Origin of the sequence: Atopomonas hussainii, from assembly GCF_900109735.1 — a bacterium.
Lineage (GTDB): Bacteria > Pseudomonadota > Gammaproteobacteria > Pseudomonadales > Pseudomonadaceae > Atopomonas > Atopomonas hussainii.
The window spans coordinates 1-17,853 of record NZ_FOAS01000025.1 but is presented as its reverse complement, the minus strand read 5'-3'; the positions used below and the strand labels follow the sequence as shown (position 1 = coordinate 17,853).

15 protein-coding genes are annotated in these 17,853 nt (G+C 57.4%); 8 read left to right on the top strand and 7 right to left on the bottom strand.

Features of this window, described 5'->3' with window-relative positions; translation table 11 throughout:
- The 5 genes from BMX80_RS17645 to BMX80_RS17130 all read right to left on the bottom strand — a co-directional run.
- Positions 1 to 486 (bottom strand): GNAT family N-acetyltransferase (locus BMX80_RS17645; RefSeq protein WP_083394371.1); only part of this gene is annotated, 486 nt, incomplete at its 3' end.
- 137 nt (positions 487 to 623) lie between these two features.
- Positions 624 to 1,247 carry a TetR/AcrR family transcriptional regulator gene (locus tag BMX80_RS17145; protein WP_074870697.1) on the bottom strand — a complete coding sequence of 208 codons (624 nt, stop codon included), beginning with the start codon at positions 1,245 to 1,247 and terminating at the stop codon, positions 624 to 626.
- A 50-nt stretch (positions 1,248 to 1,297) separates the two neighbouring features.
- Positions 1,298 to 2,386, bottom strand: coding sequence for an extracellular solute-binding protein (locus tag BMX80_RS17140; RefSeq protein WP_074870695.1), 1,089 nt, complete (start codon positions 2,384 to 2,386; stop codon positions 1,298 to 1,300).
- A 27-nt stretch (positions 2,387 to 2,413) separates the two neighbouring features.
- A complete protein-coding gene (locus tag BMX80_RS17135; protein WP_074870693.1) occupies positions 2,414 to 3,709 on the bottom strand; it encodes an NAD(P)/FAD-dependent oxidoreductase in 1,296 nt (431 codons plus the stop codon).
- An 82-nt stretch (positions 3,710 to 3,791) separates the two neighbouring features.
- A complete protein-coding gene (locus BMX80_RS17130; protein WP_071871433.1) occupies positions 3,792 to 5,180 on the bottom strand; it encodes a glutamine synthetase family protein in 1,389 nt (462 codons plus the stop codon).
- Positions 5,181 to 5,458: 278 nt separating this feature from the next.
- Between BMX80_RS17130 and BMX80_RS17125 the strand changes: the two genes are divergently transcribed.
- From BMX80_RS17125 to BMX80_RS17090, 8 genes are all read left to right on the top strand, one after another.
- Positions 5,459 to 6,217, top strand: a complete 759-nt coding sequence (locus BMX80_RS17125; RefSeq protein WP_074870691.1) for a gamma-glutamyl-gamma-aminobutyrate hydrolase family protein — start codon at positions 5,459 to 5,461, stop codon at positions 6,215 to 6,217.
- A gap of 9 nt (positions 6,218 to 6,226) precedes the next feature.
- Complete coding sequence (locus tag BMX80_RS17120; protein WP_071871435.1) at positions 6,227 to 7,585, top strand: glutamine synthetase family protein; 1,359 nt, start codon at positions 6,227 to 6,229, stop codon at positions 7,583 to 7,585.
- A 141-nt stretch (positions 7,586 to 7,726) separates the two neighbouring features.
- Positions 7,727 to 9,091, top strand: coding sequence for an aspartate aminotransferase family protein (locus tag BMX80_RS17115; RefSeq protein ID WP_074870690.1), 1,365 nt, complete (start codon positions 7,727 to 7,729; stop codon positions 9,089 to 9,091).
- A 110-nt stretch (positions 9,092 to 9,201) separates the two neighbouring features.
- Complete coding sequence (locus tag BMX80_RS17110; protein WP_074870689.1) at positions 9,202 to 10,296, top strand: polyamine ABC transporter substrate-binding protein; 1,095 nt, start codon at positions 9,202 to 9,204, stop codon at positions 10,294 to 10,296.
- A gap of 638 nt (positions 10,297 to 10,934) precedes the next feature.
- Entirely contained in the window at positions 10,935 to 12,074 is a 1,140-nt protein-coding gene (locus BMX80_RS17105) for an ABC transporter ATP-binding protein (RefSeq protein WP_074870688.1), read from the top strand.
- On the top strand, positions 12,071 to 12,973 hold the full coding sequence (locus BMX80_RS17100) for an ABC transporter permease subunit (protein ID WP_071871439.1): 903 nt from the start codon (positions 12,071 to 12,073) through the stop codon (positions 12,971 to 12,973). The genes BMX80_RS17105 and BMX80_RS17100 overlap by 4 nt, the downstream gene beginning before the upstream one ends.
- Positions 12,970 to 13,839, top strand: coding sequence for an ABC transporter permease subunit (locus BMX80_RS17095; RefSeq protein WP_074870686.1), 870 nt, complete (start codon positions 12,970 to 12,972; stop codon positions 13,837 to 13,839). The genes BMX80_RS17100 and BMX80_RS17095 overlap by 4 nt, the downstream gene beginning before the upstream one ends.
- Positions 13,840 to 13,891: 52 nt before the next feature.
- Positions 13,892 to 14,578: a hypothetical protein gene (locus tag BMX80_RS17090; RefSeq protein ID WP_139214212.1), complete on the top strand. Its 687-nt coding sequence runs from the start codon at positions 13,892 to 13,894 to the stop codon at positions 14,576 to 14,578.
- 407 nt (positions 14,579 to 14,985) lie between these two features.
- On the opposite strand, the gene BMX80_RS17085 is transcribed toward BMX80_RS17090, so the two are convergent.
- Positions 14,986 to 16,218 (bottom strand): ankyrin repeat domain-containing protein, encoded by a 1,233-nt coding sequence (locus tag BMX80_RS17085; protein ID WP_074870682.1) that lies wholly within the window; start codon positions 16,216 to 16,218, stop codon positions 14,986 to 14,988.
- A gap of 911 nt (positions 16,219 to 17,129) precedes the next feature.
- Positions 17,130 to 17,654, bottom strand: a complete 525-nt coding sequence (locus BMX80_RS17080; RefSeq protein WP_074870681.1) for a hypothetical protein — start codon at positions 17,652 to 17,654, stop codon at positions 17,130 to 17,132.
- Positions 17,655 to 17,853 lie beyond the last annotated feature (199 nt).

The following is a 17,853-nucleotide window of genomic DNA, read 5'->3' as shown; positions in this document are numbered from 1 at the left end:
AAAAGGTTTTTTGCATGCGGCTGACTCAGGCGATGGGCTTCCCGCGATTGTGCCAGCCAAGAGAGCTGCTGAGGAATAAATCAGCGTTTCCCTAGGACATAAGCTGGAAAATTGACGAGTACTAGCAATAGACGCAGGTGCATCTGCACGATTGGCAATATTATAACCGCGTAATTTAAAGAATGACGCGGCCGTGGTCGTGAGCAAATAAATAGAGCTTATGCCCATCAAGAGTGCATACTGCTCTACGTGCTGAACAAGAGCAGCACCCAGGCCATTACCACGCTCCGATGCTGAAACAGCTAACGAACGTAGTAACGCTGTGGTACCAAAAATTTGAATACCGACGACCCCGGAAGGTTGTTGCGCTGAGCCGGCAACAAACAATAAAACCTCGGTGCCGGTCTCAATATCCAAGACTGGCAAATCATTGCTCTGAAGCAGTTCACCAATACCACAATTAAAAGTTGTAGCTTGAATATTCATGTTTAGCGTGCCCAGCTAAAATTAAATAACATGTCTTTCGTGATGTTTCACGCCAATAGTGGCACATACAAGACTTCTCGTGTGGTCATCCCGCTGCCTTTTTTCCGCGTAGCTTCTACTCATCCACCGCTCGGTCATCACAGCCGCCCCTGCGGCACCAAATACACCGGCAAATACAACCCTAAATACGCCTCAAACACCCGCATGCCCTCTTCGGCATAGTAGGGGGTGATATGCCCGTGCAGCTGCACCGAACGGGCGTACACGCGGTCACCCAGTTCTAGGGCGAGGGTGAATAGGTCAACGGGGTTGTCGATGGTCGGCAGCTGAAAGTGCTGACTAAACACTTGGTGCAGACGCTGGCCGAGTTGTTCGTCGTGTTCGCGGTCGGCGGCGGTGATGTCGGCTTGTGCGTGGCTGGCGAGGATCAGCTGGCAGGCGGCGGGGTCGTCGCGGTACACGGCGAGCATGCGTTGTTCGATGATGCGCGCCAGCTCGCGCCACGTGGCTACGGGCTTGTCGAGCGGTTGTTCGAGGCAGTCGCGAAAAGCGGCGTGTACTTGCTCGGTCAGGCCTTGGCAGATGGCCGGCACGTTGGCGAAGAAGTGGTACACCGAAGAGGGCGGCATGCCGGCGTGTTCGGCCACGCTGTACATACTTAGGCTGGCCAAGCCATCACGGGCTAACAACGCGCGGGCGGCGTCGAGAATCTGCTGAATGCGCGCCTGACTGCTGGCGCGGGGTTTGCGGGGTGAGGCCATGGCTTGCTCCAACGGGCGCACGCTGGGCGTGCGCCGTATTTAACACGCCGTTATTGGACGGCAGACGCCGCGGTAGGTGCAAGCGGTGCGTTGAGCATGTCGCTCCACAGTTGGTGGATCATCGCGTTGCGTTCTTCGCTCAGGGTGGCCGGGGTGAACAGGCGACGCTTGAGGCCCGAGTCGAGGTTCAGCGATGGGTCGTCACGCATCTCGGCGGGCAGGTGCGCGTGCGAGGCGGTGTTGGCGTTGGGGTAGTAGGTTTCGGCGGTGATGCGGGCGATCACTTCTGGCTGCATCAGGTAGTTGATCAGCTGGTGCGCGGCGTCTACTTGCTGCGCTTGCGCAGGAATGACCAAGCTGTCGATAAACATCACGCTGCCTTCTTCGGGAATCACAAAGCGCACCGGCTGGCCGGCGGCGGCAGCGCCGAGGGCATCGCCAATCCACGCCACGGCTACGCACAGGCGGCCGCTATTGAGGTCGTCGATATAGGCTTCGCTGTCGATGTAGCGCAGGTACGGGCGGGTGCTGGCGACTAGGTCGGCGGCGCGTTTGATGCGTCGGTCGCTGGCGCGGTCGAGGCTGCGGCCTTGCAGGTTGGTGACGATGTTGAGGATGTCGGTGTCGGAGTCCAGCAGGCTCATGCCGCACTGGCTGAGTTTGGCGGCGTTGGCCGGGTCGAAAACCAGCGTCCAGCTGTCGGCAGGGCTCTGCCCGAGGGCCTGCTCAACCTGCGGTTGGTTCACTGCCATGCCCACGGCGCCCCATAAGTACGGCACGGCAAAGCGGTTGCCACGGTCGAAGGCGGCCAATTTGGCCAGCAGTTCGCGGTCGAGGTGTTGCCGGTTGGGCAGTTGCGCCTGTTTTAGCGGCTGTAATTTGTTTTGCCCAATCAGCAGGCCGAGGGTGTCTTGCGAGGGCACTACAAGATCGGCGCGCCCGCCTTGCTTCATCAGTGCTTGCAGCTCTTGGCTGGTGCTATAGGTGCGGTAGTCGACCTTAATGCCGGTTTGCTGGCTGAATTCGGTGAGCACCTCGGGGGCGATGTAATCGTTCCAGTTGTAGAACACCAGATCATCAGCAAAGGCGCTGCTGCTGCAGGCGCATAAGAGGGCCAAATGGCGGATGAGGCGGCGCATATTGTTACTCCTTGTTGTTAGACAAAATCACCAACCGAGTCGGTCACGTAGCTGATACCAAGCCACGCCGCCGAGTCGCGCGAGGGTTTGTAAGCCGGCGCCGGGCGGCACAGGCGCATGGGGAATGCGGCTAAACAGGTTGAAACGTTCGGGCTTGCCACTGATGGCTTCGGCCAGCACCACGCCGGCAAGGCCGGATAGCGCCACACCTTGCCCGCTGTAGCCGTGGGCGAAATACAGCCGCTGGCCTAAGCGACCAAATTGCGGCGCGCGGTTGACCGTCATGGCCAAGAGGCCGCCCCATAAATAGTCGAAGTCGTAGCCCGCCAGTTGCGGGAACACGCTGGCCATGCGCTGGCGCATGAGCGCTTCGAGGTTGTGCGGCTCGCGCCCGGTAACCGAGGCGCGACCACCGAACAGCAGGCGGTTGTCGGCGCTTAGCCGGTAGTAGTCGATCACAAAGTTCATGCTGCACACCGCCGCGCGGCTGCCGATCAGCTCGGCAGCGAGGGCATCAGGCAGCGGCGCGGTGGCGCCGATAAAGCTGCCGATGGGCATGCTGCGTTGCACGCGCCACGGCAGCAGCGCGTGGTTATAGGCATTGCCGGCCAGTACCACGGCATCGGCACTGACAAACCCGCCGTTAACGCTGAGGCGGGCGCGGTTAAGCCCCTGTTCAATATGCTGCACGCGGCTGTGCTCAAAAATCTGCACGCCGGCGGTATGCGCGGCGGCGGCCAAACCGTGCAGATATTTCAATGGATGCAGGTGACCGCTAAAGCGATCCAGCACGGCGGCGCGGTACAGCGGGCTGCCAACGGCGGCGCTTAATTCGCTGCCCTCAAGCAGTTGGAGATGGCGATAGTCGTAGCTGTCTTCGAGCTCGGCTTGCCAGGCTGCGAGGTCGCGCACTTGCGCCGGGGTTTCCGCCGCCAGTAGGCAGCCATCGGTTAAATCGCAGTCGATCCGGTAGTTGCGCACGCGCTGGCGCAGCAGCTCGACGCCTTCCACCGACCATTGCCACAAGGCGGCTGCGTTATCGCTGCCCACTTTGCGGCGTAGCTCGGCTTGCTCGCAGGCGAGGCCCACGTTGATCTGCCCGCCGTTACGCCCGCTGGCGCCAAAGCCCAGTTGTTCGGCCTCTAGCAAGATCACTCGACAGCCTTGTTTAGCCAGCTCCAGCGCGGCACTTAAGCCGGTGTAACCGCCGCCAATAATCGCCACATCGGCATGCTGCTGGCCTTGCAGCGGGGCGTAACGACGCGGCGCAGGCGTGCTGGCTTGGTAGTAAGAATTGGCCAGGCTGGTGAGCATAGAAGGCATGAGAATGGCCTTTTAGTGGCTTTTTGCAGTCGTAGAAATAACAACGCCGGCTTGCGGGCCGGCGTTGGTGTTGCGTTGGCGCTTACACGGTGTGCAAGTACCAGTTGTACTCGAGGTCGGAGATGGTGGTCTCGAACTCTTCCAGCTCGGCTTCCTTACAAGCGACAAAGATGTCGATGTAATCCGAGTTGATGTACTGGTTCATGATCTCGCTTTCGTCCAGCTCACGCAGGGCGTCGCGCAGATTGTTCGGCAGGCTTGGCTCGTGTTTCTCGTAAGCGTTGCCTTCGGTATCCGCCGGCGGGGTGACCTTGTTGGTCAAGCCGTGGTGGATGCCGGCCAGTACCGCAGCCATGAGCAAATACGGGTTGGCATCGGCGCCAGCCACACGGTGCTCAACACGCAGGGCATTGGGGTGCCCAGTGGGAATGCGCAGTGCCGTGGTGCGGTTGTCGATACCCCAGCTGGGCGCGTTGGGCACGTAGTACTGCGAGCCAAAACGGCGATAGCTGTTCACGTTGGGGCACAGGAAAGCCATGCTCGCCGGCATTGCCTCCACCAAGCCGCCAATGGCATGCAGCAGGTTTTGGTTATCCAGCGGATCGTCGGCGGCAAAAATATTCTTGCCGTCTTTGTCGATCAGCGAAACATGCACGTGCAGCCCGTTACCCGCTTGGTTGGGGTACGGTTTGGCCATGAAGGTGGTGTCCATTTCATGGTCATAGGCCACGTTCTTGATCAAGCGCTTGAGCAGCACAGCGTGATCACACGCCTGAATCGCGTCTTCGACGTGGATCAGGTTGATCTCAAACTGGGCGGGCGCTGATTCCGAGACAATCGCATCGGCCGGCAGGTTTTGCCCACGCGCGCAGTCGATGATGTCCTGTAAGCAGTCGGCGTACTCATCCAGATCGTCGATGGAATAAACCTGCGTCGATTGCGGACGCTTGCCCGAGATCGGCGAGCGCGGTGGCTGTGGTCGGCCGTTCACGTTCTCCTGATCGATCAGGTAGAACTCCAGCTCGAACGCGGCACACACTTTCAGGCCCATTTCATCGAAGCGCTGTACTACTTTACGCAGGACTTCGCGGGGGTCAGCAAAGAATGGCTGGCCTTCCAGCTCGCCTTCCTTTTCATGCATGGTCATGAGCAATTGCGCGGTGGGGCGCTTTTGCCAGGGTTCGACACTCAAGGTGCCGGGAATGGGGTAGCAAACCATATCGGCATCGCCGATATCGAGGCCTAAGCCTGTGCTTTCTACCGTGCTGCCGGTGATGTCCAAGGCGAACAAGGACGCCGGTAAGTTGATGCCTTTCTCGAAAACTTTGACCAGATTACTCCGGTCAACCCGTTTACCGCGCACCACGCCATTCATATCCGCGATCAACAGATCGACGAATTGAATGTCCGGGTGTGTTTTCAGGAAGGCCTCGGCTTCTTCGATACGGACGAGAGAAGGAGGGACCGCCATGATGGATACACTCAGTGGTTGTTAAAAATTTTCATCATTTCTTGTGCTAAGCGCGAGTGAATCCCAAAGCAAAGGGGAAGTCAACCAGGCTTTTTCATGCACCTATAGCGGGCAGTGTAGCCTATTAATGGGCCAATAGCGGGCATTTCAAGGCGCGCAGCAGGGTTTTCTTCAGGGGTTCAAGCGGGTGTTCAGAATATTTCACAAAGCCTGTTGTGAAAAAAAATGAACAAGGCTAAGCTCGGCTCACATTCATCCACCGTGCATGAAGGCCCACCATGTCTGCTTCACGTCTGCCGGTTATCGGCGTCACTGCCTGCACCAGCCAAATTGGCAAGCATCCCTTTCATATAGCAGGGGATAAGTATGTGCGTGCAGTTTCGTTGGGTGCCGGTGGTCTGCCGCTGGTGATTCCGGCCTTGGGCGACTTGCTGCCACTGCCGCAATTACTTGCCGGTTTGGATGGTCTGTTGTTTACCGGTTCGCCATCGAATGTCGAGCCGCATCATTATTGTGGACCAGCCAGCGAGGCCGGTACCCATCACGACCCCGCACGTGACGCCACCACCCTGCCGCTGATTCGCGCCGCGGTGGAAGCCGGTGTGCCGGTACTGGGCATTTGCCGGGGTTTTCAGGAAATGAACGTGGTGTTCGGCGGCAGCTTGCATCAAAAGGTGCATGAAGTGCCCGGCTATATAGATCACCGCGAACCGCAGGATCAGCCGTTAGATGTGCAATACGGCCCTGCGCACGATGTACATGTTGATCCCGGAGGGGTGCTGGCGGGTCTCGGTCTGCCGGATTCGTTCCGGGTCAATTCGATTCATGCTCAGGGCGTCGACCAACTCGCCCCGGGCTTGCGTACCGAGGCTCGCGCTCCCGACGGTTTGATCGAGGCCTTCTCGATCGAGAGCGCACGCACCTTCGCATTGGGCGTGCAGTGGCATCCAGAATGGAAAGTCACCGAAAACCCAATTTATCTGGCGATTTTTCAAGCCTTCGGCAAGGCTTGTCAGGAACGCGCCAGACAACGTTGAGCCTTACCCATGGAACACGCAATCAAACAGCTGAGCGAGTGGCTGAAATCTCGCCAAATTACCGAAGTGGAATGTTTAGTCAGCGACCTGACCGGCATCCCGCGCGGGAAGATTTCGCCGACCAATAAATTTCTCGATGAAAAAGGCATGCGCTTGCCCGAAAGCGTGCTGCTGCAGACCGTGACCGGTGACTACGTCGAAGACGACACCTATTACGAGCTGCTCGACGAAGCCGACATCGACATGGTTTGCCGTCCCGACGAAACCGCGGTGTACCCGGTGCCGTGGGCGCTCGAGCCGACCGCCATGGTGTTTCACGACACCTTCGACAAGCTCGGCAACCCGATTGAGCTGTCACCGCGCAACATCTTAAAGAAAGTGCTCAAGCTCTACGCCGACAAAGGCTGGCAGCCGATTGTCGCGCCGGAGATGGAGTTCTACTTAACCAAACGCAGCAGCGATCCAGACTTCCCGCTGGAAGTGCCGGTTGGTCGCTCGGGTCGTCCGGAAACTGGCCGTCAGTCGTTCTCGATTGATGCCGCCAACGAGTTCGACCCGCTGTTTGAAGACATGTACGACTGGTGCGAACTGCAAGGCCTGGATCTCGACACCCTAATCCACGAAGAAGGCCCAGCGCAGATGGAAATTAACTTCCGTCACGGTAATGCGCTGCAGCTGGCCGACCAGATTTTGGTGTTTAAGCGCACCATGCGCGAAGCCGCGCTCAAGCATGATGTGGCCGCCACCTTTATGGCCAAGCCGATCACCGACGAGCCCGGCAGCGCCATGCACTTGCACCAGAGCATTGTTGAAATCGCCACCGGCAAGAATATTTTCTCCAACGACGACGGCAGCATGAGCGAGCTGTTCCTGCACCACATCGGTGGCTTGCAGAAGTTCATCCCCGCGATGCTGCCGCTGTTTGCGCCGAACGTGAATTCGTTCCGCCGTTTCCTGCCCGATACCTCGGCGCCGGTAAACGTCGAGTGGGGCGAAGAAAACCGTACCGTGGGTTTGCGTGTGCCGGATTCCAGCCCGCAAAACCGCCGCGTTGAGAACCGCCTCGCCGGTGCCGACTGCAACCCGTATCTGGCCATCGCCGCCAGCTTGCTGTGCGGCTACATCGGCATGGTTGAAGGCTTAAAGCCCAGCGCGCCGGTTAAAGGCCGTGGTTACGAGCGCCGCAACTTGCGCCTGCCGCTGACCTTAGAAGCCGCGCTAGAGCGTATGGAAGACAACAAAACGGTGAAGAAGTACTTAGGCGAGAAATTCGTCACCGGCTTCGTCGCGGTTAAGCGCGCCGAGCAAGAAAACTTTAAGCGGGTGATCAGTTCGTGGGAACGCGAGTTCCTGCAGTTCTCGGTCTAACACCAGCCGCGCACAAGGCCGTGCGCAGCCCAATGGTTAAAACAGGCCTGCCGCTGGCCACAAGCTAAGCGGCAGTAGTGCCCGGCTTCACGATGAGACCGGGCGTGCCCACACTCTAAAAATAAAACCCAGAGGTGCCCAATGACTCAGGCCTCGTCCACCCAAAACCTACAGGCAGATAGCCGCGACCACGTGCTACCGCCGTTTACCGACTACCAAGCGCTAAACGCCAAAGGCGCGCGGGTAATCACCAAGGGTGATGGCATCTATATCTGGGACAGCGAAGGGCACAAGATTCTCGACGGCATGGCGGGCCTGTGGTGCGTCAATGTCGGCTATGGCCGTCAAGAGCTGGTCGATGCCGCCGCCAAGCAGATGCAAGAGCTGCCGTTCTACAACTTGTTCTTCCAGACCACCCATGTGCCGGCCATTGAACTGGCCAAAGAGATCGCCAGCATCGCGCCTGAGGGCATGCACAAGGTGTTCTTCACCGGCTCAGGCTCGGAATCCAACGACACCGTACTGCGCATGGTGCGCCATTTCTGGGCATGCCAAGGCAAGCCGGAGAAGAAGTGGATCATCAGCCGCTTAAACGGCTACCACGGCTCTACCGTCGCGGGTGCCAGCTTAGGCGGCATGAAGCCGATGCACGAGCAAGGCGACCTGCCGATTCCTTACATCGACCACATTCCGCAACCGTATTGGTTTGGTGAAGGTGGCAACATGACACCCGACGAGTTCGGCGTGTGGGCGGCGGAGCAGCTGGATAAGAAGATTCAAGAAATCGGCGCCGACAACGTCGCGGCGTTTATCGCCGAGCCGATTCAAGGCGCCGGCGGGGTGATTATTCCGCCAGCCACCTACTGGCCCACCATCAAGAAGGTGCTGGCTAAGTACGACATCCTCTTGGTGGTCGATGAAGTGATCTGTGGCTTTGGCCGCACCGGCGAATGGTTCGGCAGCCAGTACTTCGACTTAAAACCCGACCTCATGCCCGTAGCTAAAGGCATGACCAGCGGCTATCTGCCGATGGGCGCCGTGCTGGTCGGTGACCGCGTGGCCAAAGTGCTCACCGAGCAAGGCGGCGAGTTCTACCACGGCTTTACCTACTCCGGGCACCCGGTGGCCGCTGCGGTGGCGCTGGAGAACCTGCGCATTCTGAAGAACGAGCACATCGTCACTCAGGTGAAAGAAAAGACGGCACCGTACTTGCAGAAGAAATGGGCCGAGCTGGCCGATCACCCGCTGGTGGGCGAAGCCCGCACCACGGGCTTGTTAGGCGCACTGGAATTGGTCAAAGACAAGCAAAGCCGTGAGCGTTTCCCCGGTGGCAACACCGGTATGCGCTGCCGCGAACACTGCTTCAACAATGGCTTGGTGATGCGTGCGGTAGGCGACACCATGATTATTTCGCCGCCGTTGGTGATCACCTGCGAGCAGATTGATGAACTGGTTGCGTTGGCCCGCAAAGCCTTGGATGCCACTTGGGCAGAACTCAAGGCTTGAGCATCGTCACGCAGCTTGCCAGACTTGCGCCAGTGCGTAGGCCAGGCTCACCGCGGGTGGCCCGTATGCGCACCCGCTGGATACAGCAACAATAACGAGGAGCTACCTGCATGAAAATGTTTGCCAAGACCCTGATGGCACTGTCCCTCACGGCTGCTGCCGCTACTGCGGCGCAGGCGGAAGAAAAAGTGCTGCACGTGTACAACTGGTCCGACTACATCGCTGAAGACACCCTGGCCAATTTCGAAAAAGAAACCGGTATTCGTGTGGTGTACGACGTGTTCGACTCCAACGAAGTGCTGGAAGCCAAGCTGCTGTCCGGTAGCACCGGCTACGACGTGGTCGTGCCGTCTGGTCAATTCCTCGCCAAGCAAATCAAGGCGGGCGTGTTCCAAAAGCTGGATAAGTCCAAGCTGAGCAACTGGGAAAACCTCAACAAGAACCTGCTCAAAGCGCTGGATGTGAACGATCCGGGCAACCAGTACGCCTACCCCTACCTGTGGGGCACCACTGGTATCGGTTACAACCCGGCCAAAGTGAAAGAAGCGCTGGGCACCGACACCATTGATTCGTGGGATGTGATCTTCAAGCCGGAGAACATCGAGAAGCTGTCCAAGTGTGGCGTAGCCCTGCTGGATGCACCGACCGAAATCGTTCCGGCCGCCCTGCACTACCTGGGTCTGGACCCGAACAGCACCAACACCGCCGACTACAAGAAGGCCGAAGAGTTGCTGCTGAAGATTCGTCCGCACGTGACCTACTTCCACAGCTCCAAGTACATCTCTGACCTGGCCAACGGCAACATCTGTGTGGCCGTGGGTTGGTCGGGCGACGTATTCCAAGCGCGTGACCGTGCTGAAGAAGCCGGCAACGGCACCGTGGTTAACTACGTGATCCCCAAAGAGGGCGCGGCTTCTTGGTTCGACATGCTGGCCATTCCGGCCGACAGCAAGAACAGCGAATCTGCTCACCTGTTCCTCAACTACCTGCTCAAGCCGGAAGTGATCGCGCCGATCTCCAACTACGTGTCGTACCCCAACGGCAACAGCGCGGCGACCCCGCTGGTGGATGAGCCGATCCGCAACAACAAAGCCATCTACCCGGATGACGCCACTATGGCCAAGCTGTACACCTTCGCCGAGCTGCCGCAGAAGGTTTACCGCGTCATTACGCGTAGCTGGACCAAGGTGAAGTCGGGCAAATAAGCCCACAGACAAGCCTTGATTGTGCTGCGGCCGCCCAGCGGCCGCAGCCTAACTGACTGATTACTGGACTGTTTTGCACTGAACGCAAACTGTTAACGCAAGCCATGCCTGCCCCCGCAGCCATGGTGGGGAGGCCGGATGCAACAGGGTCAATGTCACACCCTGCCCGCTGCCTGTGGGCTCAGCAATCTCGTTGCGGATATGCACACCCCGCGACGCTGCGGTTTATTCTGGGATTGCGTACACGTGCCCTGGGCGCTCGATCCACCGCCAGCCGCCCCGCAAGTTCGCTGTTTCTCGGCATTAACGCCCACTTTGGCCACTTTTTTACGCCAACCCCTCTTCGCAACGTTTCTGGCTGCCGCTACTATCCGCGCCGCCGTCGACCATGACTGCCGCCCCGCCCGCGCCACCGCGTGCGCCCGGCCCCGCCAGAACGACGTTTCCCTTCCTGCTGCTGCCCACGTTTGCGCGTTATCCACACGCCGCAACGCCCGTGCTGTGGCCGGAAAAAACGCCCTGCACAGCATGCGCAGGGTCTGCCGCTTGGCGGCAACACTTTCCATTAAGGCGTTACGCCTTACGTCTTTTCGATCGCCTGCCGTGCGCGGGCAACTTGTTAGTCTTGGGAGTGAGTGATGGCTACAGCCACCGGTGCCAACAATAATGCCCCTGCGGGCCAAGCCAGCGCAGATGTGCTGGTGAAAATCGACCGGATTACGAAAAAGTTCGACGAAACCGTGGCCGTGGACGATGTGTCCCTGACCATTAACCGAGGCGAAATCTTCGCGCTGCTCGGCGGTTCCGGCTCCGGCAAATCCACCTTGCTGCGCATGCTCGCCGGCTTCGAGCGCCCCAGCGACGGACGTATTTTCGTCGATGGCCAAGACATCACCGACCTGCCGCCCTACGAGCGGCCGATCAACATGATGTTCCAGAGCTATGCGCTGTTCCCGCACATGAGCGTGGAGCAAAATATCGCCTTCGGCCTCAAGCAAGACGGCCTGCCCAAGGCCGAGATCGAAGCCCGCGTGGCCGAGATGCTCAAGCTGGTGCACATGAGCCAATACGCCAAGCGCAAGCCGCACCAGCTTTCGGGTGGCCAGCGTCAGCGCGTGGCCTTGGCCCGCTCGCTGGCCAAGCGCCCCAAACTGCTGCTGCTCGACGAGCCCATGGGCGCACTGGATAAAAAGCTCCGCTCGCAAATGCAGCTGGAACTGGTCGAGATCATCGAGCGCGTCGGCGTGACCTGCATCATGGTCACCCACGACCAAGAAGAAGCCATGACCATGGCGCAACGCATCGCCATCATGCACCACGGCTGGATCGCCCAAGTCGGCAGCCCGGTAGACATCTACGAGAGCCCCAACAGCCGCTTGGTGGCCGAGTTCATCGGCAACGTCAACCTGTTCGACGGCCAAGTGGTCAGCGATATGGAAGACCACGCGATCATCCAATGCCCCGACCTTGAGCGGCCCATTTACGTCGGCCACGGCGTCAGCACCTCAGTGCAAGACAAGAGCATCACCTACGCCCTGCGCCCGGAAAAACTGCTGATCGCCGCGGAAAAACCCGACTGCGAACACAACTGGTTCACCGGCGTGGTGCACGACATCGCTTACCTAGGCGGCCACTCGGTGTACTACATCAAGCTGCCGTCGGGCCTGTTGGTGCAGTCGTTTATCGCCAACACCGAACGCCGCGCGGGCCGTCCGTCGTGGGGCGAAGAAGTGTTTATCTATTGGGAAGATGACAGCGGGGTGGCGTTGCGCTCATGAACATCCTGACCCGCTACCTGCCCAAGGGCAGGCACTATGTGATCGGGGCGCCCTTCTTGTGGCTGTTCCTGTTCTTCGTGCTGCCGTTTGTGATCGTGCTGAAGATCAGCTTCGCTGAAGCTGAAGTGGCGATTCCGCCGTATTCAGAAGTGTTCAGCTATGTCGACCAGGTGATTCAAGTCACCTTAAACCTCGGCAACTACATCTTCTTGTCCGAAGATGAGCTGTATTGGGCCGCTTATCTTGGCTCGATCAAGATAGCCACCGTCAGCACCTTGCTGTGTTTGTTTATCGGCTTCCCGATGGCCTACGCCATTGCTCGCGCCAATAAAGAAATGCAAACCGTGCTGCTGCTATTGATCATGATGCCCACCTGGACGGCAATCCTGATCCGCGTGTATGCGTGGATGGGTCTGCTGTCAAAGAACGGCCTGATCAACAGCACACTGATGTCGCTCGGCATCATCGACAGCCCGATTCAAATGCTCAACACCGACTTCGCCGTGTATCTGGGCATTGTCTACTCGTACCTGCCGTTCATGATCCTGCCGCTGTACGCCAACTTGGTGAAGCACGACATGACCCTGCTGGAAGCCGCGAGCGACCTCGGTGCCAGCCGTTTCACCAGCTTCTGGCGCATCACCGTGCCGCTGTCGAAAAACGGCATCTACGCCGGCTGCATGCTGGTGTTTATCCCGGCGGTGGGCGAGTTCGTGATCCCTGAGCTGCTCGGCGGCCCAGAGACCCTGATGATCGGTAAAGTGCTCTGGCAAGAGTTCTTCAACAACCGCGACTGGCCGGTGGCCTCGGCGTTGGCCGTGATCATGCTGGCGATTCTGATCATCCCGATCATCTTGTTTAACCGTAACCAGCAGAAAGAACTGGAGGGCCGTCTATGAAACGTTGGGACTTGCCCAAGGTCATGCTGATCGCGGGTTTACTGTTTATCTACCTGCCCATGGTGGTGCTGGTCATCTACTCGTTCAACGCCAGCAAGCTGGTGACCGTGTGGGGTGGCTGGTCGATCCATTGGTACGTGGGCCTTTTGGATAACACCCAGCTGATGAACTCGGTATGGCGCAGCTTGCAGGTGGCGTTCTTCACCTCCTGCTCGGCGGTCATCATCGGCACCTTAGCCGCCTTTGTGATGACCCGCATGCCGCGCTTTAGAGGCAAAACCGTGTTCTCCGGCATGATCACCGCGCCGCTGGTGATGCCCGAAGTGATCACCGGTTTGTCGCTGTTGCTGCTCTTCGTCGCCATGGGCCAGCTGATCGGCTGGCCGGGCGAACGTGGCCTGACCACCATCTGGATTGCGCACACCTCCTTCACCGCCTCGTACGTGGCCGTGGTGGTGTCGTCGCGCTTGAAAGAGCTGGATCTGTCCATCGAAGAAGCCGCCATGGACTTAGGCGCCAAGCCGTGGAAAACCTTCCTGCTGATCACCGTACCGATGATCGCCCCGTCACTGGCCGCCGGCTGGATGATGGCCTTCACCCTGTCGCTGGACGACTTGGTACTGGCTAGCTTCGTCTCCGGCCCCGGCTCGACCACCCTGCCGATGGAGATCTTCTCGTCGGTACGCTTGGGCGTGAAGCCGGAGATCAACGCCGTGGCGAGCTTGATTCTGCTCTCGGTGTCGATGGCCACGCTGATCGCTTGGTTCCTGATCCGCCGCAGCGAGAAGCGCCGCCTTAAAGCCATGCAACTGGCCTACGCCAGCGAGGCGGAAGAGGCTGCCGGTAGCCGGCAGCGTACGGCGTAATTGCTGGTGCTGTTAAAAACCCCGCTCAGGTGATGCTTGAGCGGGGTTTTTTATGCGATTAAACCATCCTAGTAATTTTTATATAAATTCTTCACCGACACTGACAGGAGTTGACACTGTAATGTTTGGCATAGAGTCAGAAGTAAAAATACACAGTAAAAAGCTATCTTGGCTAAAGCCCGTGTTAGAGCAATGGCTTCGTGTCCACCGAGACTATATTGAATCAAATAATTGCGACGATAGCTTATATTGGTATAACGAACGCGCCAACGTAGGAGCGTTGGCTGGCGCCATTTGGCGCAGCGGCGGGTTTGCTTTGGAGGAATTCGGAGCAATAAAAGGCAAAGAAGAAGATGAGTCGAAAGGGCGTGTAGATTTATTTTTTCAGTATGCCGGTAAGCAAGTCGTAGCTGAGGCTAAGCAATCGTGGGTATATCTCACAGGAAACAAAAAACGCGATTTTAGATCTTTGATAGATAAGGCATTAAACAGCGCCAGATCCGACATAATTAGAACGCAAGGCTCTTTAGAACATCAATATGGGCTTGGTCTAGTTTTCTTGCCAACCTACACTAAAGACTTGGAAAATAGCAAAGAAGAGATGGGTCGTTTTTTAGCTGAAATCAATAGCACAGAGTGCGATTTTTTTGCTTGGTTAAAAAACACCTCTGGAGAAAATTTAATTTCCTACAACAATGAGTATTGTGATGCAGTTGCATTGATTGGGGTTTCTGTCTAAAAGGCAAAAGCGGCAGGTATATTTTAGGCTAGTTCCTGGCGAGTTATTTAACGAGCTGATTTCGCCTCCCGGCGACTTACTATTCTTTACGAAAGAATAGTAAGCACAAGAAACAGGCCCCCAACATTGGCTCGGCTGCGCCGAGTTCCCTCGCTCCAGACTGCTTCCAGAGGCCCAGCCCGAAGGGCCATCCATGGCCCATCGGGCTTTTCGCGGCATCCCTGCCGCTTAACCTCTTCCAGCAGCCTTCCACTCGGCCTGCTGGAGGGGGCATTGGTGCAGGTCGATGGTTTGGCGGTTTGCAGGTTAAAACTACGAAAAGCGTTTGGCGCAACCATCACTTATGGTGCAGCTTGCACCAATCGCCCCTTTTATCCGGCTGCTGTAAATAACGCCTGCAGTTGTGCTTATTCAGCCGCGGTTGAATGCAGCAACAGAGCCTTCTCATTACTCTGCCGTTGGTTATGTCGAGCGTAGTCCAAGGCGCTCCAGTCTTGTTCGTCGCGGGCTTGGGTGTCGGCGTTGTGTTGCAGTAATAACTTCAGCATAGGCGCAGAGGCATGCTGGGCGGCATGCATCAGTGGCGTGCGTTGGCCGTGCTGGATGTTGTATTGGCACATCGCGTGCTCTTCTAACTCGGTGCTGCTGAGGTAGCGCTGGTTGGGGTTGGCTCCGGCGCTTAGCAGCTGTTTAACCTGCGCGATATCGCCGCGTTCGATGGCGTAAAACAGCACGGTTTTGCCGAAGCCATTGCGGTAATTGATGTCCGCACCGGCTTGTAGCAAAGCAGTGAGCGCTGGCGGGTTGTCTAAGGCAAAAAACAAAGCGGACTCATCGCCTTGGTCGAGTGGCTGACTCACGGTGATTAGCCGGTGGATAACCGCTAACGGCTGTTGATGAATGATCGCGCTTTTCAGAGCTAAGTCCACGGTGTGTGGTTCAGCATCGGGGTGCTGGCTAAGCCATTGGTTGAGCTGCTCAAGTGTCAGCGGTGCGGTGGCCATGGTTTGCACTATGCCCGGCAGTTCGGGGGTGTAGTGTGTGTCGCTGGAGCCCGGCGCGGCGCCGCCGGCCCAATAGAGCATGATGGCTAAGGCGCGCTCACTGGCTTCTGCGGCCTCGGCGGGCGTTAGTTGCGCGGTGCTTTGGTAGTGCTGGGTTAGTGCTGGGCTTGCTTCATCCACGGCAGCCCGCAGTGCTTGATATAGCCGTTGCTGACTGGGGCTTTGCAGGGCCCAGCGGGCTAAATAGGCCCAGGTTTTATCGCTGTGGGCGCGACTGTTTTTGCCGCCGAGCAACTGCTGCGGAGCGAGGCCGGCTTGCAGCAAAGCCCAATGGTAGTAGCGCCACTGGGCGTAAACGATGCTGCCGGAGCACCCCGGCCAAGGGTATTGGTTACGAATTTGTTCGCTAAGCTGGTAGACCGTTTGCGTTATGGGCAGCTGGGCCAAGCTTTCTGGGCAGTGGTAATCCACCTTGGTGGGGCTGCCATGGCCAGAGCCTAGGTCGACCTCGCTGGTAAAAATGGCGGGGTTGCTGCGCATATCGGTACAGCTGATTGTTGCCTCAGTAGCGGCCTTTGCGGCCCAAGGTGCCAGCAAGAACAAGCCGGCGAGCAGCGTGGTACGGGCGGTGACCATGTTGATCTCCTTCTCGGTGATTAAACTGCACGCAATAAATCTGCCCCATTGTCCCACGTGAGTGAGTGCATTTGGTCTGCAAAGCGGTGGGCTTTGGTGTTTTGGCGTTAAGCTGATTGCTGAGCTTACGGGGCCTGTTTCGCCAGCTTAAGGCGCATTTGGTGCTGTCCGTTTTGCAAAGTGGTGAGCTTCTAAGTTGTTGCGTTAAGCTGACTGCTGCGTTTATCGAGCCTTCTTGTTTCGCCCTTCCCGGGCGAGTCACTTTTGCCAGTCGCGGCAAAAGTAACCCAAAACGCTTGCCCCACTATCCGGCTCGGCTGCGCCGAGTTCCTTCGCTCCGGCAGGCTTACGTGGGGCCACGGCGAAGGGCTATCCCTAGCCCATCGCCGCTTGCGCCGCATCCCTGCGGCTTACCCCACTACAGCCAGCCTGCGCTCAGCCGGATAAAAGGGGCGGTTGGTGCCAGCCGCACCATTGGCTGTCATGCCTTGCACCCTCTCCCTCTGGGAGAGGGCCGGGGTGAGGGAATAACAAACAAGCAATAAACAAACATCAAGCCAAACTTGCGAACCACCAAACCATCGACTTGCACCAATGCCCCCTCCAGCAGGCCGAGTGGAAGGCTGCTGGAAGAGGTTAAGCGGCAGGGATGCCGCGCAAAGCCCGATGGGCCATGGATGGCCCTTCGGGCTGGGCCTCTGGACGACTGCATGGATGCAGGAGGTAGGGCGACGCAGGATGCCAAAGCCGAAGCAGTCTGGAGCGAGGGAACTCGGCGCAGCCGAGCCAATGTTGGGGGCCTGTTTCTTGTGCTTACTATTCTTTCGCAAAGAATAGTATGTCGACGGGAGGCGAAATCAGAGCATCAATTAAGCGCAGATAACTAGCTGGAAATAAATCAAGCTCTGGTTTTACGGTGAGCTAGCTGCAAGGCGTTTCAAGTGAAGGTTGTATGTTTTTTCTATGTCGACGAATAGGTTGTTTAAGTTGCTCTCGATTGCATTGACGGTGTTTAGTTGGTTAAGGGGTAATCGGCTGCTGTGCTTTCTTACTCTATTTAACTCGCTTGTGCTTACAATCCAGAATTTCCATTGGTCTGTGTTGAGAGGATTTACTGTGCCCCTGTCTTTTTCGGCCAACAAGCAGAGAACATATATGTTGGCCCATCTTTTTTTTACCCCTTTTATGGGCTTCCCAGTGACAAAGTCATAATCTTCGCGTTCGGCAATGTCAAATACAATGTCTGAGTGTGGCTTGCCGCTCTGCTCCCATGCTTGTATATATGATGATGTTTTTACCTCTATCCAGATATTGCCAATTTGGAAGTCACAAACATCTCCGTCTCTTCGTGTGGAGTAATGCTTACTGCTTAATCTGCTTTTTAGCGTCTCATAGATTATGTACTCCCCAAGATCCCCTCGAATTGTATTGAACATGATGTTCGAGTAAGACCAGCTCCAGAAATCATTTATAGTATAGCTTAAGGTGTTTTCGCCGGAAGTGAAGGGCTCGGTTCCGTCTTTTTTATTTAAAAAAATATTATCTAGGGAAACGCTGATTTATTAAGCCTCACACCAGCACCAGTGCCGATTCGCAGCGCAAAATCAGAAAACCAGCTCGATTCCCCGCATGACT

Coding starts and splice junctions, on each gene's coding strand:
- BMX80_RS17145 (WP_074870697.1), bottom strand. CDS start 1,247: ATGGCCTCACCCCGCAAACCCCGCGCCAGCAGTCAGGCGCGCATTCAG.
- BMX80_RS17140 (WP_074870695.1), bottom strand. CDS start 2,386: ATGCGCCGCCTCATCCGCCATTTGGCCCTCTTATGCGCCTGCAGCAGC.
- BMX80_RS17135 (WP_074870693.1), bottom strand. CDS start 3,709: ATGCCTTCTATGCTCACCAGCCTGGCCAATTCTTACTACCAAGCCAGC.
- BMX80_RS17130 (WP_071871433.1), bottom strand. CDS start 5,180: ATGGCGGTCCCTCCTTCTCTCGTCCGTATCGAAGAAGCCGAGGCCTTC.
- BMX80_RS17125 (WP_074870691.1), top strand. CDS start 5,459: ATGTCTGCTTCACGTCTGCCGGTTATCGGCGTCACTGCCTGCACCAGC.
- BMX80_RS17120 (WP_071871435.1), top strand. CDS start 6,227: ATGGAACACGCAATCAAACAGCTGAGCGAGTGGCTGAAATCTCGCCAA.
- BMX80_RS17115 (WP_074870690.1), top strand. CDS start 7,727: ATGACTCAGGCCTCGTCCACCCAAAACCTACAGGCAGATAGCCGCGAC.
- BMX80_RS17110 (WP_074870689.1), top strand. CDS start 9,202: ATGAAAATGTTTGCCAAGACCCTGATGGCACTGTCCCTCACGGCTGCT.
- BMX80_RS17105 (WP_074870688.1), top strand. CDS start 10,935: ATGGCTACAGCCACCGGTGCCAACAATAATGCCCCTGCGGGCCAAGCC.
- BMX80_RS17100 (WP_071871439.1), top strand. CDS start 12,071: ATGAACATCCTGACCCGCTACCTGCCCAAGGGCAGGCACTATGTGATC.
- BMX80_RS17095 (WP_074870686.1), top strand. CDS start 12,970: ATGAAACGTTGGGACTTGCCCAAGGTCATGCTGATCGCGGGTTTACTG.
- BMX80_RS17090 (WP_139214212.1), top strand. CDS start 13,892: ATGCGATTAAACCATCCTAGTAATTTTTATATAAATTCTTCACCGACA.
- BMX80_RS17085 (WP_074870682.1), bottom strand. CDS start 16,218: ATGGTCACCGCCCGTACCACGCTGCTCGCCGGCTTGTTCTTGCTGGCA.
- BMX80_RS17080 (WP_074870681.1), bottom strand. CDS start 17,654: ATGTTCAATACAATTCGAGGGGATCTTGGGGAGTACATAATCTATGAG.